17 protein-coding genes are annotated in these 19,477 nt (G+C 45.3%); 6 read left to right on the top strand and 11 right to left on the bottom strand.

Going from position 1 to position 19,477, the window contains the following annotated elements; all coding sequences use genetic code 11:
- Nucleotides 1–43 precede the first annotated feature (43 nt).
- From fadD to yoaA, 3 genes are all read right to left on the bottom strand, one after another.
- On the bottom strand, nucleotides 44–1,726 hold the full coding sequence (gene fadD, locus BMZ28_RS08550) for a long-chain-fatty-acid--CoA ligase FadD (RefSeq protein WP_074822362.1): 1,683 nt from the start codon (nucleotides 1,724–1,726) through the stop codon (nucleotides 44–46).
- A gap of 197 nt (nucleotides 1,727–1,923) precedes the next feature.
- Nucleotides 1,924–2,625 carry a tRNA (adenosine(37)-N6)-threonylcarbamoyltransferase complex dimerization subunit type 1 TsaB gene (gene tsaB, locus BMZ28_RS08545; RefSeq protein ID WP_047781098.1) on the bottom strand — a complete coding sequence of 234 codons (702 nt, stop codon included), beginning with the start codon at nucleotides 2,623–2,625 and terminating at the stop codon, nucleotides 1,924–1,926.
- An 89-nt stretch (nucleotides 2,626–2,714) separates the two neighbouring features.
- A complete protein-coding gene (gene yoaA, locus BMZ28_RS08540; RefSeq protein WP_047781099.1) occupies nucleotides 2,715–4,634 on the bottom strand; it encodes a DNA repair helicase YoaA in 1,920 nt (639 codons plus the stop codon).
- Between the two features lie 263 nt (nucleotides 4,635–4,897).
- On the opposite strand from yoaA, the gene BMZ28_RS08535 reads away from it, so the two are divergent.
- Entirely contained in the window at nucleotides 4,898–5,242 is a 345-nt protein-coding gene (locus BMZ28_RS08535; RefSeq protein ID WP_047781100.1) for a RidA family protein, read from the top strand.
- 105 nt (nucleotides 5,243–5,347) lie between these two features.
- Here BMZ28_RS08535 and mdtI read toward each other — a convergent pair whose 3' ends face one another.
- From mdtI to zwf, 5 genes are all read right to left on the bottom strand, one after another.
- The gene (gene mdtI / locus BMZ28_RS08530; RefSeq protein WP_047781101.1) at nucleotides 5,348–5,680 is read right to left on the bottom strand and encodes a multidrug/spermidine efflux SMR transporter subunit MdtI; all 333 of its coding nucleotides are present in this window, start codon (nucleotides 5,678–5,680) and stop codon (nucleotides 5,348–5,350) included.
- Nucleotides 5,667–6,056, bottom strand: coding sequence for a multidrug/spermidine efflux SMR transporter subunit MdtJ (gene mdtJ / locus BMZ28_RS08525; protein WP_074822358.1), 390 nt, complete (start codon nucleotides 6,054–6,056; stop codon nucleotides 5,667–5,669). The genes mdtI and mdtJ overlap by 14 nt, the downstream gene beginning before the upstream one ends.
- A gap of 512 nt (nucleotides 6,057–6,568) precedes the next feature.
- Nucleotides 6,569–7,210 carry a bifunctional 4-hydroxy-2-oxoglutarate aldolase/2-dehydro-3-deoxy-phosphogluconate aldolase gene (locus tag BMZ28_RS08520; RefSeq protein ID WP_074822355.1) on the bottom strand — a complete coding sequence of 214 codons (642 nt, stop codon included), beginning with the start codon at nucleotides 7,208–7,210 and terminating at the stop codon, nucleotides 6,569–6,571.
- Between the two features lie 106 nt (nucleotides 7,211–7,316).
- Nucleotides 7,317–8,012, bottom strand: a complete 696-nt coding sequence (gene pgl, locus BMZ28_RS08515) for a 6-phosphogluconolactonase (RefSeq protein ID WP_074822351.1) — start codon at nucleotides 8,010–8,012, stop codon at nucleotides 7,317–7,319.
- Nucleotides 8,013–8,097: 85 nt separating this feature from the next.
- Nucleotides 8,098–9,573: a glucose-6-phosphate dehydrogenase gene (gene zwf / locus BMZ28_RS08510; protein ID WP_074822348.1), complete on the bottom strand. Its 1,476-nt coding sequence runs from the start codon at nucleotides 9,571–9,573 to the stop codon at nucleotides 8,098–8,100.
- Between the two features lie 362 nt (nucleotides 9,574–9,935).
- Here zwf and BMZ28_RS08505 point away from each other — a divergent pair, with 362 nt between their 5' ends.
- Together BMZ28_RS08505 and pyk are read left to right on the top strand one after the other, a co-directional pair.
- Nucleotides 9,936–10,781: a MurR/RpiR family transcriptional regulator gene (locus BMZ28_RS08505; RefSeq protein WP_175474937.1), complete on the top strand. Its 846-nt coding sequence runs from the start codon at nucleotides 9,936–9,938 to the stop codon at nucleotides 10,779–10,781.
- A gap of 238 nt (nucleotides 10,782–11,019) precedes the next feature.
- A complete protein-coding gene (gene pyk, locus BMZ28_RS08500; RefSeq protein WP_047781107.1) occupies nucleotides 11,020–12,462 on the top strand; it encodes a pyruvate kinase in 1,443 nt (480 codons plus the stop codon).
- A 57-nt stretch (nucleotides 12,463–12,519) separates the two neighbouring features.
- Here pyk and lpxM read toward each other — a convergent pair whose 3' ends face one another.
- The 3 genes from lpxM to znuA all read right to left on the bottom strand — a co-directional run bounded on the left by lpxM (nucleotide 12,520) and on the right by znuA (nucleotide 15,866).
- Nucleotides 12,520–13,497: a lauroyl-Kdo(2)-lipid IV(A) myristoyltransferase gene (lpxM, locus tag BMZ28_RS08495; protein WP_074822347.1), complete on the bottom strand. Its 978-nt coding sequence runs from the start codon at nucleotides 13,495–13,497 to the stop codon at nucleotides 12,520–12,522.
- Between the two features lie 129 nt (nucleotides 13,498–13,626).
- Nucleotides 13,627–14,910, bottom strand: a complete 1,284-nt coding sequence (mepM, locus tag BMZ28_RS08490; protein ID WP_373876062.1) for a murein DD-endopeptidase MepM — start codon at nucleotides 14,908–14,910, stop codon at nucleotides 13,627–13,629.
- Nucleotides 14,911–14,939: 29 nt separating this feature from the next.
- The gene (gene znuA, locus BMZ28_RS08485; protein WP_428480388.1) at nucleotides 14,940–15,866 is read right to left on the bottom strand and encodes a zinc ABC transporter substrate-binding protein ZnuA; all 927 of its coding nucleotides are present in this window, start codon (nucleotides 15,864–15,866) and stop codon (nucleotides 14,940–14,942) included.
- Nucleotides 15,867–15,985: 119 nt separating this feature from the next.
- Here znuA and znuC point away from each other — a divergent pair, with 119 nt between their 5' ends.
- The 3 genes from znuC (at nucleotide 15,986) to BMZ28_RS08470 (ending at nucleotide 19,433) form a co-directional block, all read left to right on the top strand.
- The gene (gene znuC, locus BMZ28_RS08480; protein WP_047781111.1) at nucleotides 15,986–16,744 is read left to right on the top strand and encodes a zinc ABC transporter ATP-binding protein ZnuC; all 759 of its coding nucleotides are present in this window, start codon (nucleotides 15,986–15,988) and stop codon (nucleotides 16,742–16,744) included.
- On the top strand, nucleotides 16,741–17,526 hold the full coding sequence (gene znuB / locus BMZ28_RS08475; protein ID WP_074822342.1) for a zinc ABC transporter permease subunit ZnuB: 786 nt from the start codon (nucleotides 16,741–16,743) through the stop codon (nucleotides 17,524–17,526). Before znuC ends, znuB begins: the two co-directional genes overlap by 4 nt.
- Nucleotides 17,527–17,744: 218 nt before the next feature.
- Nucleotides 17,745–19,433, top strand: a complete 1,689-nt coding sequence (locus BMZ28_RS08470) for an aspartate:alanine antiporter (protein ID WP_047781113.1) — start codon at nucleotides 17,745–17,747, stop codon at nucleotides 19,431–19,433.
- Nucleotides 19,434–19,477 lie beyond the last annotated feature (44 nt).

Raw genomic sequence — 19,477 nt, 5'->3', positions numbered from 1 at the left:
ATAAACCGGTACTATTTTAGTGCTGCCTGACAAACGAATAAGGTTATTCGCCTGCCTGCTGTTTCAGTACTTCATCACGTAAGCTCTTACGTAATATTTTGCCTACGTTAGACTTAGGCAATTCATCACGGAACTCGACAATTCGGGGGATCTTATAGCCCGTCAATCCACTACGACAATGCGCCAATAATTCATCTTTAGTTAAGCTAGGATCTTTCTTCACCACATATATTTTAACCGTCTCACCGGAGACCTCATTCGGTACACCAATCGCAGCCACTTCGAGTACTTTAGGATGATGTGCAACCACCTCCTCAATCTCGTTGGGATAGACGTTAAATCCGGAAACCAGGATCATATCTTTTTTACGATCGACGATTTTCATAAAACCTTGCTCGTCCATCACCACGATATCTCCGGTAGCTAACCAACCGTCTTTCAACACTTCGTTGGTCGCCTCTGGTCGGTTCCAATAACCTTGCATAACCTGAGGACCTTTTACCCACAACTCACCCGCTTCACCGTCCGGTACATCTTCACCATTATCATTCACTAAGCGAATGTCGGTTGACGCCACCGGTAAACCAATGCTGCCGCTATATTGCTGCAAATCATATGGGTTACCGGCCACCAAGGGTGAACACTCCGTCAAACCATATCCTTCCAGCAAATGCGTGCCGGTTAACTGCTCCCAGCGTTCGGCAACGCTACGCTGTACCGACATGCCGCCGCCCACCGTAATACGCAAATGAGAGAAATCCAGCTCACGGAAATCTTCATCATTAATCAGTACATTGAATAAGGTGTTCACACCCGTCAGCGCAGAGAAAGGATAACGTCCCAGCTCTTTTACCATGCCTTTAAGATCGCGTGGATTGGTAATCAATAAATTACAACCGCCCACCTCAAGAAACAGCAGGCAGTTAACCGTCAGTGCAAAAATGTGATACAGCGGTAACGCCGTCACCACCATCTCTTGGCCAACCTTCAATAACGGAATGTAGGCTGCGCGAGCCTGTTCCATATTGGCCAACATATTGCGGTGCGTTAACATCGCCCCTTTGGCAACACCCGTCGTTCCACCGGTATATTGCAGTAACGCCAAATCATTAGGAGTCAGGCTGGGTTTAATGTATTGCTGTCTGCGACCATGATGTAAGGCAGTGCGAAATGAAACCGCTCCGGGCAAATGATACTTGGGCACCAATTTCTTAATGTATTTAACCACGAAATTGACCAACGAACGTTTACCAACGGAAAGCTGATCGCCCAATCCGCTCAAAATAACGTGTTCAATTTGCGTTTTAGCTACCACTTTTTCCAGCGTGTGGGCAAAGTTAGACACAATAACAATCGCCTTCGCACCGCAGTCGTTTAGCTGATGCTCCAGTTCTCTTGGGGTATATAGCGGGTTAACGTTTACCACAATCATCCCCGCACGCAGAATACCAAACAGGGCAATAGGATATTGCAGCAGGTTAGGCATCATTAACGCTACCCTGTCACCTTTTTTTAACCCTAGTGAATTTTGTAGATAAGCGGCAAATGCCCTACTGCGCTTCTCTAACCGGCGGAAAGTCATGACTTTCCCCTGATTAATATAGGCAGGCTGATCGGCAAAATGCTTTACTGCATTTTCAAACATATCCGCTAACGATGAGTATCGTTCCGGATCAATTTCTGCCGGTACATCTTGCGGATAACGGGATAACCATTTCTTGTCCAATCTATTACTCCTGTCTCTCACCCATGATCCCTTCCCGGTTGTTGTCATTATCCGTCGGGAAAGCGATTATCTGTAGAGCATTACGTCCATGAATAACCTATGGTTATCATGAATCAACCGTTCAACGCTAATGTCATATCAAATATTTACACAGCGTGATAAAAATTGACGAAGCGGTATTTTTATCTTAAACCGCGTTATTCACGTCCCGGAAGCTTTTTCCATGTAACTTCATTACGCAAATAAACAGGCTGTACATCCTCTACGGCCTGAACCTGACCGGCTTTCCAGCGCTCAAGGGCCAAAGGTAGCATGTCCTCAGCCTGTGGTAATAACATATTGCCATTGGTTAGCGTCACATCGGTACCCACCGCCATGTCGGGATAAACCGGCCACCCGGTACCGGCCATCGCCCACTCACCGTGAAGTGATTTAAGCTGCTCCGTCACCTTTTCCGGTGCCAGAACTTGCTCAGCGCCCTGTACTTGCCACTGCCCTTGGGCATTACGCTGATACTGTCCCCAATAAACCTCACCCATCCGCGCATCAATCGCCGTCAGAACCTGCGAAGCGCCGGTCATTCGGTAAGCGCCCTGCGCCATAGTGTTTAACGTTGACAGGCCAATCATCGGTAAATCCGCGCCCAGCGCCAGTCCCTGAGCAATACCAATACCAATACGCACACCGGTAAAGCTGCCCGGACCACTGCCGAAAGCCAAAGCGTCAATGTCGGTCAGCTTTAATCCTGATTCAGCCAGAATTTGCTGAACCATCGGTAAAATACGTTGGGTATGTTCACGAGGACACAGTTCATATAAAGCATGGATATCGCCATCATTCCAGATAGCAACAGAACAAGCCTCAGTGGCTGTATCAAGCGCAAGAATTCGCGTTGACATAGAAAACCTCAGACGGGAAATTTAAATATAAGCATGATGTCACAATCATATCATAGGGATAGTCATGGAGATAAATAGCGTTATCGCGCTTATTTATCATCATGCTTCGGTTGTTGATGTAAAAACTCAATAGCCTTGGTCAAATCCCGGGTTCTTGGGGCTGGAGGTAGACTATTAAGGAAAATGGCACCATAAGGGCGCATCACCAAACGATTGTCGCAAATCACAATCACTCCGCGATCGTCGGTGTCTCGAATCAAACGTCCTACCCCCTGTTTAAGGGTAATGACCGCATCAGGAAGCTGAACTTCATTAAAGGGATCGCCGCCGCGCAAACGACAGTCTTCAATTCGTGCTTTAAGCAAGGGATCGTCAGGCGAAGTAAACGGCAGTTTATCAATGATGACACAGGATAGAGCGTCACCTCGCACGTCAACCCCTTCCCAGAAACTATTGGTTGCTACCAACAAGGCATTACCGCTTTCAACAAACTGCGATAATAATTTACCTTTACTGGTTTCACCCTGCATCAATACCGGCAATGTCATGTTTTCACGAAAAGTTTCGGTCAAATCACGCATCATCTGGTGTGAAGTACACAAGAAGAAACAGCGCCCGGCATTTGCCTCAATCAACGGTTGCAGCATTTTTGCCAGCTGTTTAGCCCCACCGTATTGATTAGGTGAAGGGAGAAAGCGCGGTACACAAAGCAGCGCTTGCTTGGCATAGTCAAATGGGCTGGACAGGAGCAGTGTTTCTGCGTTGGTTAATCCTAAACGCTGGTTAAAATGCTCCAGAGAATCATTGACCGATAGCGTGGCGGAAGTGAAAATCCAACTGCCCTTTTTCTCATCCATCAAATCACGGAATTTTTCAGAAACCGACAGCGGTGTCAGCGCCAACACAAAATGACGAGCGCCACACTCATACCAGTAGCTGTAGCCGGGAATCGTCACATCTTTTAAGCGCCCCAAGCGAGCGCGATACTGCGTCGCTCTTTCAAAAGCTGCATCCAGTAACGCTGAACGACCCAAGGCCATTTTAATCACGTCATAGCAGAGCGTCAGCGCATCATCGACTAACAACAGCGCTCGCTGAATATTTGGCTGCTCCAGCACGTCACGCAAATTACCGCGAAAACCCGGATCGCCCAACGCCAGTCGAAAATCTTGGGTGCTTTGTGTCAGGCGGTCGGCGCTTTTTTGCAACTGTGCCATATCCCGCACTTCTGTGCGGTAAGCGATAGTAATATCTTTCGCTAAATCCAATAGCTGACGGCTGGTAAGCTGCTGTCCAAAATATTGACTGGCGATATCAGGAAGCTGGTGGGCTTCATCAAAAATCATGACATCAGCATTGGGGATCAGCTCGGCAAATCCGCTCTCTTTCACCACAATGTCAGCCAAAAACAGATGGTGATTGACCACCACAATATCCGCGTCCATGGCTCGACGACGGGCTTTAACCACGAAACACTCTTTATAATAAGGGCAGTCGCTGCCTAAGCAGTTATCATTAGTACTGGTGACTAAAGGCCAAATAAAGCTGTCTTCCGCCACTTGAGTACAGGTACTGACGTCACCATCAGAAGTACCTGATGACCAGCGACGTAAACTCACTAAATCATTCAGCGTTGAATTTGACAGCTCTCCACCGGTCATGGTTTGCTGCTCCATTCGCTCAAGACAGAGATAGTTAGAGCGCCCTTTAAGCAAGGCTAGCTTACCGGTAAACTCCAACGCGGTCGCCACCGTGGGTAAATCCCGTGCGAATAGCTGATCTTGAAGCGCTTTAGAGCCAGTCGAAATAATCACTTTGCGTTTAGAGCGTAACGCGGGCACCAGATAAGCATAGGTTTTACCGGTTCCTGTACCGGCTTCAACCACCAACGCCTGCTTTTTTTTGATTGCATTGGTAATGGCCTTAGCCATTAAACGCTGTGGCTCTCGTGGTTTAAACCCTTTAATCGCCTGAGCTAGTGCACCTTTGGGTGCGAAATCATCCGCCAAGTAGAATGTCCGTTGTCTTGATAATCGACCGCCAACGTGTGACGGATATCGTGAAGAAGGTGCATATTATGCCTTTCCTGACGGTTCACCACCACCCCGTTTCGTTATTCAGGCTAAATTGGTTATAAAATGGCGGGTATGACATTGCTGAGATAGGGTTCTAAGATGATCGGACATCTGAAACAGCAATTTATCCCTTAAAGCGGTTATGTTAACCTTGATCGGTTAACACAGATTGATGACTATAATCAGGAGCAAAAATCATGTCTATTGAACGAATTAACCCTGCCAAGCGTTGGTCTGACGCCGTGGTTTACAATAACACCATCTATTATACCAGCGTCCCTGAAAATCTGGATGGCGATGCCACAGCCCAAACAGCAAACGTACTCGCCGATATCGACATCATGCTGCACCTGCTAGGCTCCAGCAAAGAACGTATTCTCGACGCCACCATTTTTCTGGCTGATAAAGCCGACTTTTCTGCTATGAATGCCGCCTGGGATAGTTGGGTCGTTGATGGGCAGGCACCGGTGCGTTGTACCGTTGAAGCTAAGCTGATGAAGCCTGAGTATAAAGTCGAAATTAAAATTATTGCCGCGAAGTAACCGACTGGCTTGTTGTTCGCCATTCCAGTATTGAATGACGAACAACAAGGGCTGAAACATTTATTTTGCTACTACCCGATATACAACTATTCTTAAGTCCCGCAATCAGGCTGCAACCTTAAGAATAACCATACCTGCAATTAGAAACAGCACCCCAATCCAACCTCTGATATTTAAACGCTGACCAAACATAATCCAACCGGCCGCGATGGTGGCAACAATACCAAATCCCCCCCACAGGGCATAAGCAATGGAAAGATCCATGCCTTTAACCGCCTGAGCCAATGCACTAAAAGCACCGAGAACACACAGCAATGACAGTATTCCCAACCAAAACCGTTTAAATCCGTTGGAAAGCTTGAGAAATATATTTGCCACAATTTCCATCACAATGGCTAAAGCAAGAAACGCAATATGATAAAACTCAAGCTGTTGCATGATATTCATCCTTATCCATCAAGCTACTGCTGGATTTCACTGCGTTATTACCCTTTTTCTGCATACCTGACTTAATTAACACAATACCCAGTAACAAAATGGCTAACCCACTGGCTTTAGCCAGAGAAATATCTTCACCAAATATCATGACGCTAGAGATGGTAATCAGTAAAACACCAATCCCTTCCCATAAAGCATAAGCTACACCTAAAGCAACGCGTTTAATCGATACGGATAATAGGATATAGGACAAAGTAATCATAAAATACATAATGATATGCCCATAAATACTGCCGGTTTCACTTGCATACTTCATGGATAACGTACCGATAACTTCGGTCACTATCGCCATTAATAAAAATAGCCAATAAATCATTTTATTCTTCTCCGAATTATTTTTATAACAATAATTCCGGCGACTATTTATTGTTGTTTTATTCATTATATTAACAAAAAGTAAATATAATTGAGCCAACAATAAATCAGTAACGGTAAAATTATTGCGTAAGAAATACCTTTTCAGGCAACAACGAAGAAGACGCTAACGTGCGGTGCTCCAGTTTAACTCACTGGCGAGAATAGCGGAGATAAAGAAAACGAACGTTGATGTTTGTAATAGAGAACGTTGAATGTTCATCATGAATTTTTGGTTGTCAGTCGTGTAGTAACACCACGATTTGCCCTTACCCCTCCAATATTATTTATATGTGGGCATATTTTTACATGCCTCAATAGATAAAGTAAACACTAAAATAGAAGTATGATTTAATTATTTACAATATCTTATTCTGTTATCCAATATAAAAAATGCCGAAAGTATGAGTAATTATGCAAAATAAAGCCGACTCATATTATAAGCCGGCTAGATTAAAATACGCTTAGATTCAATTAACTTTTAGCGTGGGCTACCGCTTCACGAGCCAGCTCAGTGATACGATTAAAATCACCTTTAGCGATTGCATCGGCAGGCACTAACCATGAGCCACCAACGCACAGTACGCTCGGTAATGCCAGGTAATCACGGCAATTGTTTAGCGTAATGCCACCGGTAGGACAGAAGCGCACCTGCGAAATGGCGCTACAGATGGCTTGAAGCGCTTTAACGCCACCGTTAGCCTCTGCCGGGAAGAATTTAAATTCACGCAGGCCGTAGTCCATACCCAACATCAACTCAGACACGCTACTAATGCCAGGAATTAGCGGAATACTCCCTTCAACGGCAGCTTGTAATAAAGGTTCAGTTAACCCCGGGCTGATAGCAAACTGCCCACCGGCAGCGGCAACTTCTGCCAACTGCTGGGGATTTAATACCGTACCGGCACCAATAATTGCTTCAGGTACTTCTTTCGCGATGGCGCGAATTGCATCCAGAGCACAAGGAGTACGTAACGTCACTTCCAACACTCTAACACCGCCAGCAACCAGCGCTTTAGCCAGAGGAACCGCATCTTTGAGTTCTTTTATTACGATGACAGGAACAACCGGTCCATCAGACAGGATACTTTCAGCGCTTACTTTCCAATTTTTCATCTTGTGAAATCTCCATATGGCCAGTCAACACCTGAAACAGGTACGTCACAGCCGTTAAAATAACGTGTAACAGCAGACTAGCCACACGCAGAATTTACTTAAATCATTATGCGGACCAGAAAACGTCAACCGGCGTTTGCGTTTGGTGAATAATGGCGCGTACCGGCATTTCATTCACATCATTCCCTTCCTGAGCCTGATGATAAACTACTCGCTTATTCTCCCCCACTAAATGCAGAAAAATCTGACGGCTATTAAGCAGTGCTGGCAGCGTTAAGGTTAATCTATCCAGCGGTGCTGTTAGCGGGGTCATACCCATGCATAATTTTTTAGATTTCATATCCAAGGCGGGAAACAGGTTTTCTGCGCCCGGAAAGAGTGATGCCGTATGGCCGTCATCCCCCATCCCTAAAATCACTACATCGAACGGTTTAACGATGTCTTTTAATGACTTTTCGATACCTGCTGCGCCATCAAACGGAGTAAGGCTGTCATTTTTTAGCGAGACAAACTGAGCGGTCGCCGCTTGATCTTGAATCAGATTCTCACGCACCAGTTTTTCGTTGCTGGCCTCATCATGGCAATCAACCCAGCGTTCATCCGCCAGAGTAATGGTCACTTTGTCCCATTCAAGGGGCTGCTGACTGAGTAATTTAAATAAACCGAGCGGAGTTTTGCCGCCGGAAACGACAAGGCTGGCTTTTCCTTTGCTAGTAATTCCTTTTTGTAGCTCAGTGATAATCCGTTGTGCCAGACGACGATTCAAATCATCAGTTGACGGAAAATTAGTCAAATCAGCCATAGTAGTCACCTTTATTAACAGTCATTGATGGCCATCTTAGCCCAGCTTAAGATGGCATCGTTTTACCTTGTCAGTTATTTGAAAATTATTCGAACTCGCTCCATGAACGACCATCACGGGTAATCATCGCTACAGAAGCAACTGGGCCCCATGTTCCCGCCTGATACGGTTTCGGTGGCTCATTATCTGCTGCCCAAGCGTTCATAATGGAATCCACCCACTTCCACGCTTCTTCAACTTCATCCCGACGCACAAACAGCGCTTGAATGCCACGCATTGTTTCCAACAACAAGCGTTCATAGGCATCCGCCACATGTTCCTCATGGAAGGTATCTGAGAAGCTTAAATCCAATTTGGTGGTCTGTAAGCGGTGTTTATGATCCAGCCCCGGTACCTTATTCAGAATCTGAACTTCAACGCCTTCATCCGGCTGAAGACGGATGGTTAAGGTATTTGGCGGCAGTGACTGATAAGAGTCGCTGAACAAATTCATTGGCGGATTCTTAAAGTAAATCACCACTTCAGAACATTTAGACGGTAAACGTTTACCGGTTCTCAAATAGAACGGTACGCCAGCCCAACGCCAGTTATCAATATCAACCCGAATAGACACAAACGTTTCAGTATTACTGCGCTTATTGGCACCCTCTTCTTCCAAATAGCCCGGTACCTTCTGCCCTTGTACGAACCCGGCGGTATACTGGCCGCGAACGGTCGTTTCACGAATATTGGTATGGTCAATTTGTCTCAGAGAACGCAGCACTTTAACTTTTTCATCGCGGATACGATCGGCACTCAAATCCACCGGTGGTGACATAGCGATCATGGTCAATATTTGCAACAAATGGTTTTGTACCATGTCGCGCATTTGACCTGCTTTGTCAAAATATCCCCAACGGCCTTCAATACCCACTTCTTCAGATACAGTGATCTGAACATGGTCAATCGCGCTATTGTCCCATTTGGCCGCAAACAGCGAGTTAGCAAAACGTAGTGCTAGCAGGTTAAGAACGGTTTCTTTACCTAAATAGTGGTCAATACGATAAACCTGAGATTCATTGAAATATTCAGCAACCTGATCGTTAATTTCTTGCGATGATTTTAAATCTGTACCCAGCGGTTTTTCCATCACAACCCGGCTAGGAGCATGATTTAATCCAGCTTCACCTAAACCACGACAAATCGCGCCAAAGGTATTAGGTGGCATAGCAAAATAGTTAATCGTGACTCGATTTTCCTGATCGAGCATTTTACCCAGTTGACTGAATGCCGGACTATCATTGACGTCTAAATTACAAAAGTCCAAACGCTGGCTTAAACGCTGCCAAATCTCAGGTTTGATTTCTTCTTTCATAAAGGTGGTCAGCGCAGTTTCAACCACGGAGGTATACTCAGCTTTATCCCATTCAGCCCTGCCGACACCCAAAATCCGCGTATCCGGATGGATATGGCCCGCTTTTTCTAACTGATAAAGTGATGGTAATAGCTTACGGCGCGCTAAATCGCCTTTGGCCCCAAAAATGACCAAATCACAGGCCTGAGCTATCGAATCATCCACCATAACTATCTCCTCACTAAGCGACCGCACTATCGAAGCTAATCGCTTAAAAATTCATGTAACTTTATTACAGAAGTAATGTACCTCTTTACCTAACCGCCGTAAATAGGCTGGCAAGAAAGTATCAACTTTGTAGTAAATTCCGGGAAAAACCAAACCTAACCAACTAAAATTAAAATAATTTTTAACTAAAGCTTTCTTTCCTCATGATTTCAATAACGATAAAATAAGCGCTGCGTCAAAAATCATGAAAAAAAATTACAAAAAACTGTTTTATTACTGCACAACCAGATATCCCGTAGTATATTTCCATAGATCGAGGATTGATTTCTCCTCTGAATGCAATAGGCAAAACACTGCGGAATATAATAATGCTGGAAAGAATTCACCAATTTAGAGACTCGTTAAGCAAATCAGAACAAAAAGTCGCTGATGCGATTCTGACCGCACCACAGACGGCCATTCACTCCAGCATTGCTACATTAGCGAAAATTGCCAACGTTAGCGAGCCAACCGTTAATCGTTTTTGCCGCAGCCTGAATACCAAAGGATTTCCCGATTTTAAATTGGCTCTGGCCCAAAGTCTGGCGAACGGAACACCTTATGTAAATCGTAATGTTGATGAAAATGACACCACCGATGCGTTGACGGATAAAATTTTTGAGTCTGCCGTAGCGAGTCTGAATATGGCAAAAAGCAGTCTTGATATTATAGCCATCAATCGCACCATTAATTTACTCACTCAAGCAAAAAAAATCTCATTCTTTGGCTATGGTGCCTCTTCCGTCGTTGCTCACGATGCCATGAATAAATTTTTCAGATTCAATGTTCCCGTTATCTACTTTGACGATATCGTTATGCAGCGGATGAGCTGTATGAATTCCAATCAAGGTGATGTCGTGGTATTAATTTCCCACAGTGGCAGAACCAAAAGTCTGGTTGAGCTGGCTGAAATTGCCAGTAGCAATGGCGCTACCGTTATTGCAATCACTTCTCAAGGCACACCACTGGCAAAAGCCTCACAGTTATCCATTCTGCTCGATGTGCCTGAAGATACCGATATCTACATGCCGATGGTGTCTCGTTTGGCTCAACTTACTATTATCGATGTGCTGGCAACCGGGTTTACTTTACGTAATAGCGCAGCCCGAGATAACCTAAAACGTGTAAAAGAAGCCCTAAAACAATCCCGCTTCGATAAAAGCAAATAATTCGCGTTTAATGCCACAAAATATGATTTCAGACAATCGTTCATCAACCTTATATGAAACGAGACAGCTCAAATTTGAGAAGCGCTCTGGATAGTGGTATAAATCTCCCTCAGATTTTGAGACCGCTGACAAAAAAATAAGTACAACGGGTAAAAAAATACACCCGGGATTTAACATTGCTAACGATTGAAAAATACTGATTAAGTAGAAAAACTAATCATGTTCAATGGAGTTATACATGTCCAGAAGGCTTAGAAGAACCAAAATTGTTACTACGTTAGGCCCTGCAACTGACCGTGACAATAATCTAGAAAAAATCATTGCAGCCGGTGCCAATGTTGTCCGCTTAAACTTCTCCCACGGAACCCCCGAAGACCACCAGATTCGCGCTAATAAAGTCAGAGAAATTGCCGCAAAACTCGGCAAACACGTGGCTATTCTAGGTGACTTACAAGGGCCAAAGATCCGCGTTTCAACCTTTAAAGAAGGTAAAGTGTTCCTGAACGTTGGTGATAAATTCCTGCTGGATGCCAACCTGTCTGTCGGCGACGGCGATAAAGAGAAAGTCGGTATTGATTATAAAGGTTTACCCGCCGATGTCGTTCCCGGCGATATTCTGTTGCTGGACGATGGGCGTGTACAACTGAAAGTGCTTGAAGTTCAGGATATGAAAGTCTTCACGGAAGTGACCGTCGGCGGCCCACTCTCTAACAATAAAGGCATAAATAAGTTGGGCGGTGGTCTTTCTGCTGAAGCGCTAACGGAAAAAGATAAAGCGGATATTATTACCGCAGCCAAAATCAAAGTGGATTATCTGGCAGTTTCATTTCCGCGTACCGGTGAAGATCTTAACTATGCTCGCCGTCTGGCGCGCGATGCAGGCTGTCAGGCTAAAATTATCGCTAAAGTAGAGCGTGCAGAAGCCGTTGCCACCGATGAAGCAATTGACGATATTATTCTGGCTTCTGACTCCATCATGGTTGCTCGTGGCGATCTCGGGGTGGAAATTGGCGATCCAGAACTGGTCGCTGTGCAGAAAAAACTTATCCTGCGTGCCCGTCAGCTAAACCGTACCGTTATCACCGCAACGCAGATGATGGAATCCATGATTACCAATCCAATGCCAACCCGTGCAGAAGTTATGGACGTGGCAAACGCCGTATTGGATGGTACCGATGCCGTTATGCTTTCAGCTGAAACGGCCGCGGGACAATATCCTGCTGAAACTGTTGCCGCGATGGCTCGCGTGTGTGTAGGTGCAGAAAAGATGCCGCATCTGAACGTGTCTAAGCATCGTCTGGACGTTGAGTTTGACAATATTGAAGACACCATTGCCATGTCGACAATGTATGCGGCAAACCATCTGAAAGGTATCAAGGCAATTATTGCCATGACCGAGTCTGGCCGCACGGCATTAATGATGTCACGCATCAGCTCCGGTTTACCTATTTTTGCCATGTCTCGTCATGAGCAAACTCTAAACCTGTGTGCCCTGTATCGCGGTGTTACGCCCGTCATGTTTACCGGCGATTGCGATGGATTAAGTGCGGCAATGGCTGCCACTAATCAGCTGCGTGACAGAGGGTTCTTGATGTCTGGGGATCTAGTTATTATTACTCAGGGTGACGTTATGGCCTTGATCGGCAGTACTAATACCTGCCGTATTTTGCGCATTGAATAACTGATTAAGCCCGATCAAAAAAGGAGCCTTTATGGGCTCCTTTTTATTTAGCGCGAATCACTTCTCTTTCGGCCATAAATCCTGGCGTTTATAAGGCTCAATATCACCCTCTTTCCGGGTTTTCAGGAATTTTAATACCCACACATATTGTTCAGGATTGGGTGAAACTAATTTTTCCACTTCCTCATTCATTCGACGCGCAATGGTATGATCATCGGCTTCAGCAATATCACTCATTTCCGGATTAATATAAATATCCAGCATGCCTTCATCTGCACGATAAACCGGAAATAAAGGAACAATAGCCGCTCGACATACTTTCATTAAGCGTCCAACAGCCGGTAAAGTCGCTTTATAAGTGGCAAAGAAATCAACGAACTCACTGTGCTCCGCACCGTGATCCTGATCGGGCAAGTAATATCCCCAATACCCCTGACGAACTGAGCTAATAAACGGTTTGATACCATCCTGACGTGCATGCATGCGGCCACCAAAGCGGCGACGTACCGTGTTCCACATCCAGTCAACCAGTTCATTTTTCTGATTATGGAACATCGCCGCCATCGGTTGACCGCGGGCCGCCATCATCATGGCAGGGATATCTACGCTCCAACCATGAGGCACCATAAAAATAACGTTGCGACCGGAAGCTCGGATAGCATCTAAATGCTCATCACCATGCCAGCGTACCCGCTTCATCAGGTATTCTGGACTGCGTACGCTTTGCTCCACCATCAACATCGTCGAGTGCACCGCAGTGACAAACATTTGATCGATAATCGCTTCACGCTGCTGTTCGCTGAGTTCAGGAAAGCAATAAAATAAATTGATCCGCGCCCGCCTTCTGGCACTACCAATAAAACGAGCGGCAAATTTGGCAATTTTCGCTAACACCGGGTTTCTCACTTTTACCGGCACGTAGGCAAACATGAGCATAACCCCAACGGCCGCCCATATCCCCCAATATTTAGGTAGAAAGAAGGACTTTTTAAAGAGTGGAATAAACTCAATATTTGAACGCTGTTTTTTTTGCATGCCAAAACTCATTAGATAGATGAACAACCCTGCTGTTCATATTAGTCTGTTCATCGGAAGAATAAAAAGATTTAGAAACGTGCTGAAAAAAGAAAACGCTGCTGAGTTATCAACAGCGTTTTCTTACTATTAGAGATGAAGCTGCGGCATGACGTCTTTTACCAGAGCCAGATATTCTGCACGCTCTTTACCCATCAAACCTTCAGAACGCGGTAGCGTTGCGGTTAATGGATTAACGGCCAACTCATTTACCCACAGTTCATAATGCAAGTGAGGTCCGGTTGATCGGCCAGTATTACCTGACAATGCAATACGATCGCCGCGTTTCACTTTCTGCCCTGGTTTAACCAGCAGTTTATTCAAATGCATATAACGCGTGCTGTATTGACGACCGTGGCGAATAGCCACGTAGTTACCGGCAGCGCCGCTGAATTTCGCTACGACAACCTCACCGTCACCAACCGCCAGAACCGGAGAACCAATTGGCATCGCAAAATCGACGCCTTTATGTGGCGCAACGCGACCGGTAATCGGATGTAAGCGACGAGGATTAAACGGTGATGAAATTTTGTACTGCTTCGGCGTAGGATAACGTAAAAAGCCTTTAGCTAAGCCGGAGCCTTCACGATCATAGAACTTACCGTCAGTGGAGCGAATAGCATAGTAATCTTTACCAGAACTTTGCATTCTCACGCCAACAAGCTGACTTTGCTCATTTTTTCCGTTCAGCTCTTCTCTTGACAGCAATACCGAAAAACGATCGCCTTTACGTAACTTACGAAAATCCAACTGCCATTGTAAGGCTTTGGTCACCGCATGAATTTCGCTATTGCTTAACCCTGCAGCTCTGGCACTGGAAACAAAGCTACCGTCTAACGTACCGGTGACAACGCTATTTTTCCATTCACCTTTCAGGGTATCAATCGATTCTACGAAACTCGTTTCACTGCGCTGATAAGTACGTGTTTCGCGACGAGACACTACCCAAGTCAGAGATTGTAACGCACCATCATCATCCAACGTCCAGTTTAACTGTTGACCAATTTTCAGATTAGCTAGTGCACTGTTTTTATTGGCTAACAGATAGACATCCGAGGAATCAATACCGAACTGAGTTAAAATACTCCCCAGCGTATCACCGCTGGAAACCACGTACTCATTCGGAACGGCGGTTTCATCTAATTCATCTTTAGGAATCTCATCATCCGGCGTCGCCTGATCCATAGGCTCGGAATTATCACTCTCAGCAGTATTGTTTACCGCGGTGAGGCTGGTCAATGCCGAATCCGCATCGGGCTTATAGATAGCCGCCTGCCAAACCAGCATGCTCCATGTAAGAAACAAAAGCGCCCCAATAGTTAATTTTTGGGGCCGTGAAAAATTATTGTACATCAGCGCAATAGTTCTAACCACTTGCAGCACTACTTAAATCCCTCGTTCTGTTACTCCAGACAGCTCGTAAACTGTTGGGATAGCTGAGTTAAAAAACGCATATAGCTATCTTTACCTAACATTATGTTGCTGCCTAACGGATCTAATGTTCCGGTCCGGACGTTTGTCCCTTGGGCGACAGCGTTGATAACGGCTGGCTGGAATTGTGGCTCAGCAAAAACGCATACGGCTTTATGCTCAACCAACTGTGTTCTTATGTTATGTAATCGCTGCGCTCCGGGCTGGATTTCTGGGTTTACGGTAAAATGCCCTGATTGGGTTAAACCGAAGGTTTTCTCAAAGTAGCCATAAGCATCATGGAAAACAAAATATCCTTTGCCGCGCAACGGGTGCATTATATTAGCAATATTTGCTTTTGTCTGCTTTAGTTGTTGTTCAAATTGCTCAAGATTAGCATCTAGTTTGTCTTTATTTTGTGGCATAAGTTCCAATAATTTATCATGGATGGCGATAGCTGACTGTTTTGCAATCTCCGGTGACATCCAAATATGCATATCATAGCTGCCGTGATGATGGTCATGTTCATCATGATCTTCATGTTTATCAGCGTCATGGCTCTCGTGAGCGTGATCATGGTCGTCTTCAACGTTACCTTGGCTTAACAACGGTTTCACCGACTTCAATTCAGCTAATTGAATTTTTTTCTTTTCATCAACCTGCTGTAATGGCTTGGTTAAAAAAGCCTCCATATCTGGACCAATCCAAATAACCAAGTCAGCCGAACGTATTTTCTGGACATCTGATGGACGAAGCGCATAATCGTGCGGCGATGCGCCATCGGGCAGTAAAACTTCCGTGGTAGTCACCCCATCGGTGATCGCTGATGCAATAAATCCTAACGGTTTGGTCGATGTTAACACTGCCGCTGAGGCGATAGTGCTGATGCTGGCGGTAAGTAACGTACCGGCGAATACCATACGGTTAAGCCATTTTGTATTTGTTGCCTGTTGCATTTGTTATATTCTCATCTATCAATAGTAATCGTCATTGGTATGTTATAATATAACACATCATGAATTCTGCAAGAAAAATGAAAATGTCCAGTTTGCTTAATTTAGAAAAAATCTGTGTTACTTTTGGCCGTCGCAAGGTCCTTTCCAATATTTCTCTTACGCTGGACGAAGGGCAAATATTGACGTTACTGGGCCCAAATGGGGCAGGAAAATCGACCTTAGTCAGAGTTGTATTGGGATTAGTCTCCCCCACCTCAGGTAAAATATCCCGTCCGAAAGATTTGCGCATTGGCTATGTTCCACAAAAGCTACATCTTGATCCCACACTGCCCTTAACCGTCGAGCGCTTTATGTGTCTGCGCCCCGGTGTAAAAAAATCCGATATCATACCGGCCTTGAGCCGCGTACAGGCAAAGCATCTGATCAATATGCCGATGCAAAAACTTTCGGGTGGGGAGACCCAGCGCGTTCTATTAGCCAGAGCACTGCTGAACACGCCACAACTGTTGGTGCTTGATGAACCGACTCAGGGCGTTGATGTTAATGGGCAATTAGCGCTGTATGACCTGATAGAAAAATTACGCAATGAACTCAACTGTGCGGTGCTCATGGTTTCCCACGATTTACATCTGGTGATGGCTAAAACCGATGAAGTATTGTGCCTGAATCAGCATATCTGCTGTTCCGGTGCCCCGGAAGCCATATCTGAACATCCTGAATTTATTGCTATGTTTGGTTCTCGTGGAGCTAAACAACTCGCAATTTATCACCACCATCATAATCATCAGCATGATCTAAAAGGTCGTATCATTCTAAAAAACTCAGGCAGTAATAAAGTATGATTGAATTATTATTTCCAGGCTGGATGGCCGGTGTACTACTCGCGCTAGCCGCAGGCCCTTTAGGTTCTTTCGTGGTCTGGCGTAGAATGTCCTACTTTGGCGATACGTTGGCTCATTCATCTTTGCTGGGCGTGGCATTTGGCCTGTTGCTGAATGTGAATCCGTTTTATGCCGTCATTGTTATTACGTTACTCTTGGCTATTGGTTTAGTCTGGCTTGAACGTCGCCCTCAATTTGCCGTTGACACCCTGTTGGGTATTCTCGCCCATAGCGCCCTCTCTTTAGGCTTGGTCACCATTAGTTTGATGTCAAACGTCCGTGTCGATCTAATGGCCTATCTATTTGGCGATCTATTATCCGTCACGATTTCAGATCTGTGGATGATTGCCGTCGGCGTAACGATAGTACTGCTGCTTTTATGGTGGCAGTGGCGTCCGCTACTTTCAGTGACTATCAATGCAGATTTGGCCCACGTTGACGGTATTAATCCTGAACGGATGAGATTATTACTGATGTTAGTCACTGCACTGACTATCGGTCTGGCCATGAAGTTTGTTGGCGCATTAATTATTACCTCACTGCTAATTATTCCTGCCGCCACTGCTCGCAGATTTTCCAGAACCCCGGAACAAATGGCTGGGCTAGCCATTATTATTGGTATCTTTGCAGTAACGGGCGGACTGACCTTTTCCGCTTTTTACGATACGCCTGCTGGCCCTTCCGTTGTATTGTGTTCCTGCTGTCTGTTTATTCTTAGCCTGACCAAAAAACAGTCAGACTAATATAATGAGAAATAATGAAAAAATAAATTTGCTCATCATATAGGATAAAAGCAAAATTTTTCGTATGACGACCGATTCAAGAAGTTTTAGACTAGACTATTCAGGAACACTGATGCCTTGCTTTTGACCGAGAGTCTGTCAGTGCAAGGCGCTTTTTATGTGGAAATGCAAGATTAATCCACGATTAACTCACTACAGATGACTTTAAAGTTAACATTGTGAATATTGATATTATCAGCCTGCTTAACAGTAACTACATTCTTTTGCTTTTTGTTGTCCTGGCGCTAGGGCTGTGCCTGGGAAAGATACGACTGGGCTCAATTCAACTAGGTAGTTCAATCGGCGTATTAGTGGTTTCCTTACTCTTAGGCCAGCAACACTTCTCGATTAATACTGAAGCGCTGAGCCTTGGCTTTATGCTGTTTATTTTCTGTGTTGGCGTTGAAGCCGGACCAAACTTCTTTGCTATCTTTTTCAGAGATGGCAAAAACTATTTTATGCTGGCGCTAATTTTAGTCGGTAGCGCAATGTGCATTGCTTTAGCCTTGGGCAAACTCTTGAAATGGGATATCGGTCTGACCGCCGGTATGCTTGCAGGTTCAATGACCTCAACCCCAGTACTGGTTGGCGCCGGTGATACACTGCGGCATACCACAGCCGATCCTGCACTTCTCGCTGCCGCTCAAGATCACTTAAGTCTGGGTTATGCATTAACTTATTTAATTGGTCTGGTCAGTCTGATTTTTGCCGCCCGCTATATGCCTAAATTGCAGCGTCAGGATCTCCCGACCTGTGCCCAACAAATTGCCCGTGAACGCGGTCTGGATCACGATAGTCAGCGCAAAGTCTATCTCCCGGTTATTCGAGCCTATCGTGTAGGCCCGGAACTGGTAGCGTGGTCCGACGGTAAAAACCTGCGTGAACTGGGCATTTATCGTCAAACTGGTTGCTATATAGAAAAAATTCGCCGTAACGGTATTATCGCCGCACCAGACGGCGATGCGGTTTTACAGATTAACGATGAAATCTCTCTGGTTGGTTATCCTGATGCCCATTCTCGTTTAGACCCTAGCTTCCGCAACGGCATGGAAGTATTTGAACGCGACCTGCTGGATATGCGCATCGTAACGGAAGAGATCGTGGTTAAAAATAATAACGCCGTCGGTAAGCGACTGAGCCAAATTAATCTAACCGACCACGGCTGTTTCCTTAACCGGGTTATTCGTAGCCAGATAGAAATGCCAATCGATGACAATATTGTGTTGAATAAAGGTGATGTTCTACAGGTCAGCGGCGATGCTCATCGGGTAAAAAGCGTTGCCGAACGTATCGGATTTATCTCTATTCACAGTCAAGTTACCGATTTGCTGGCCTTCTGTGCCTTCTTTATTCTGGGCTTAATGATCGGGCAAATTACTTTCCAGTTCAGTACCTTCTCCTTTGGTATTGGTAATGCTGCCGGTCTGTTATTCTCCGGTATCATGCTAGGATTTATGCGAGCCAACCACCCAACGTTTGGCTATATCCCTCAGGGCGCACTGAACATGGTAAAAGAATTCGGCCTGATGGTATTTATGGCTGGCGTTGGTCTGAGTGCCGGTAGCGGTATTGGTAATAATTTGGGATTAGTCGGTGGCCAAATGCTGCTGGCAGGTCTGATTGTTAGTCTGGTGCCCGTGGTTATCTGCTACCTGTTTGGTGCTTACGTGCTACGTATGAACCGCGCTCTACTGTTCGGAGCCATTATGGGTGCCAGAACGTGCGCGCCGGCCATGGAAATCATCAGCGATACTGCTCGCAGTAATATCCCGGCGTTAGGCTATGCCGGTACTTATGCCATCGCTAACGTATTACTGACACTCGCCGGTTCACTTATCATCATAATTTGGCCGGGGATATTAGGTTAATTTGCTTATTAATCAATACAATGAAAAAAATATCAAAATATTTA

The sequence above is a fragment of the Pragia fontium DSM 5563 = ATCC 49100 genome, from assembly GCF_900112475.1.
Lineage (GTDB): Bacteria > Pseudomonadota > Gammaproteobacteria > Enterobacterales > Enterobacteriaceae > Pragia > Pragia fontium.
The sequence above is the reverse complement of the archived record's forward strand: the minus strand, read 5'-3'. Positions and strand labels throughout refer to the sequence as shown.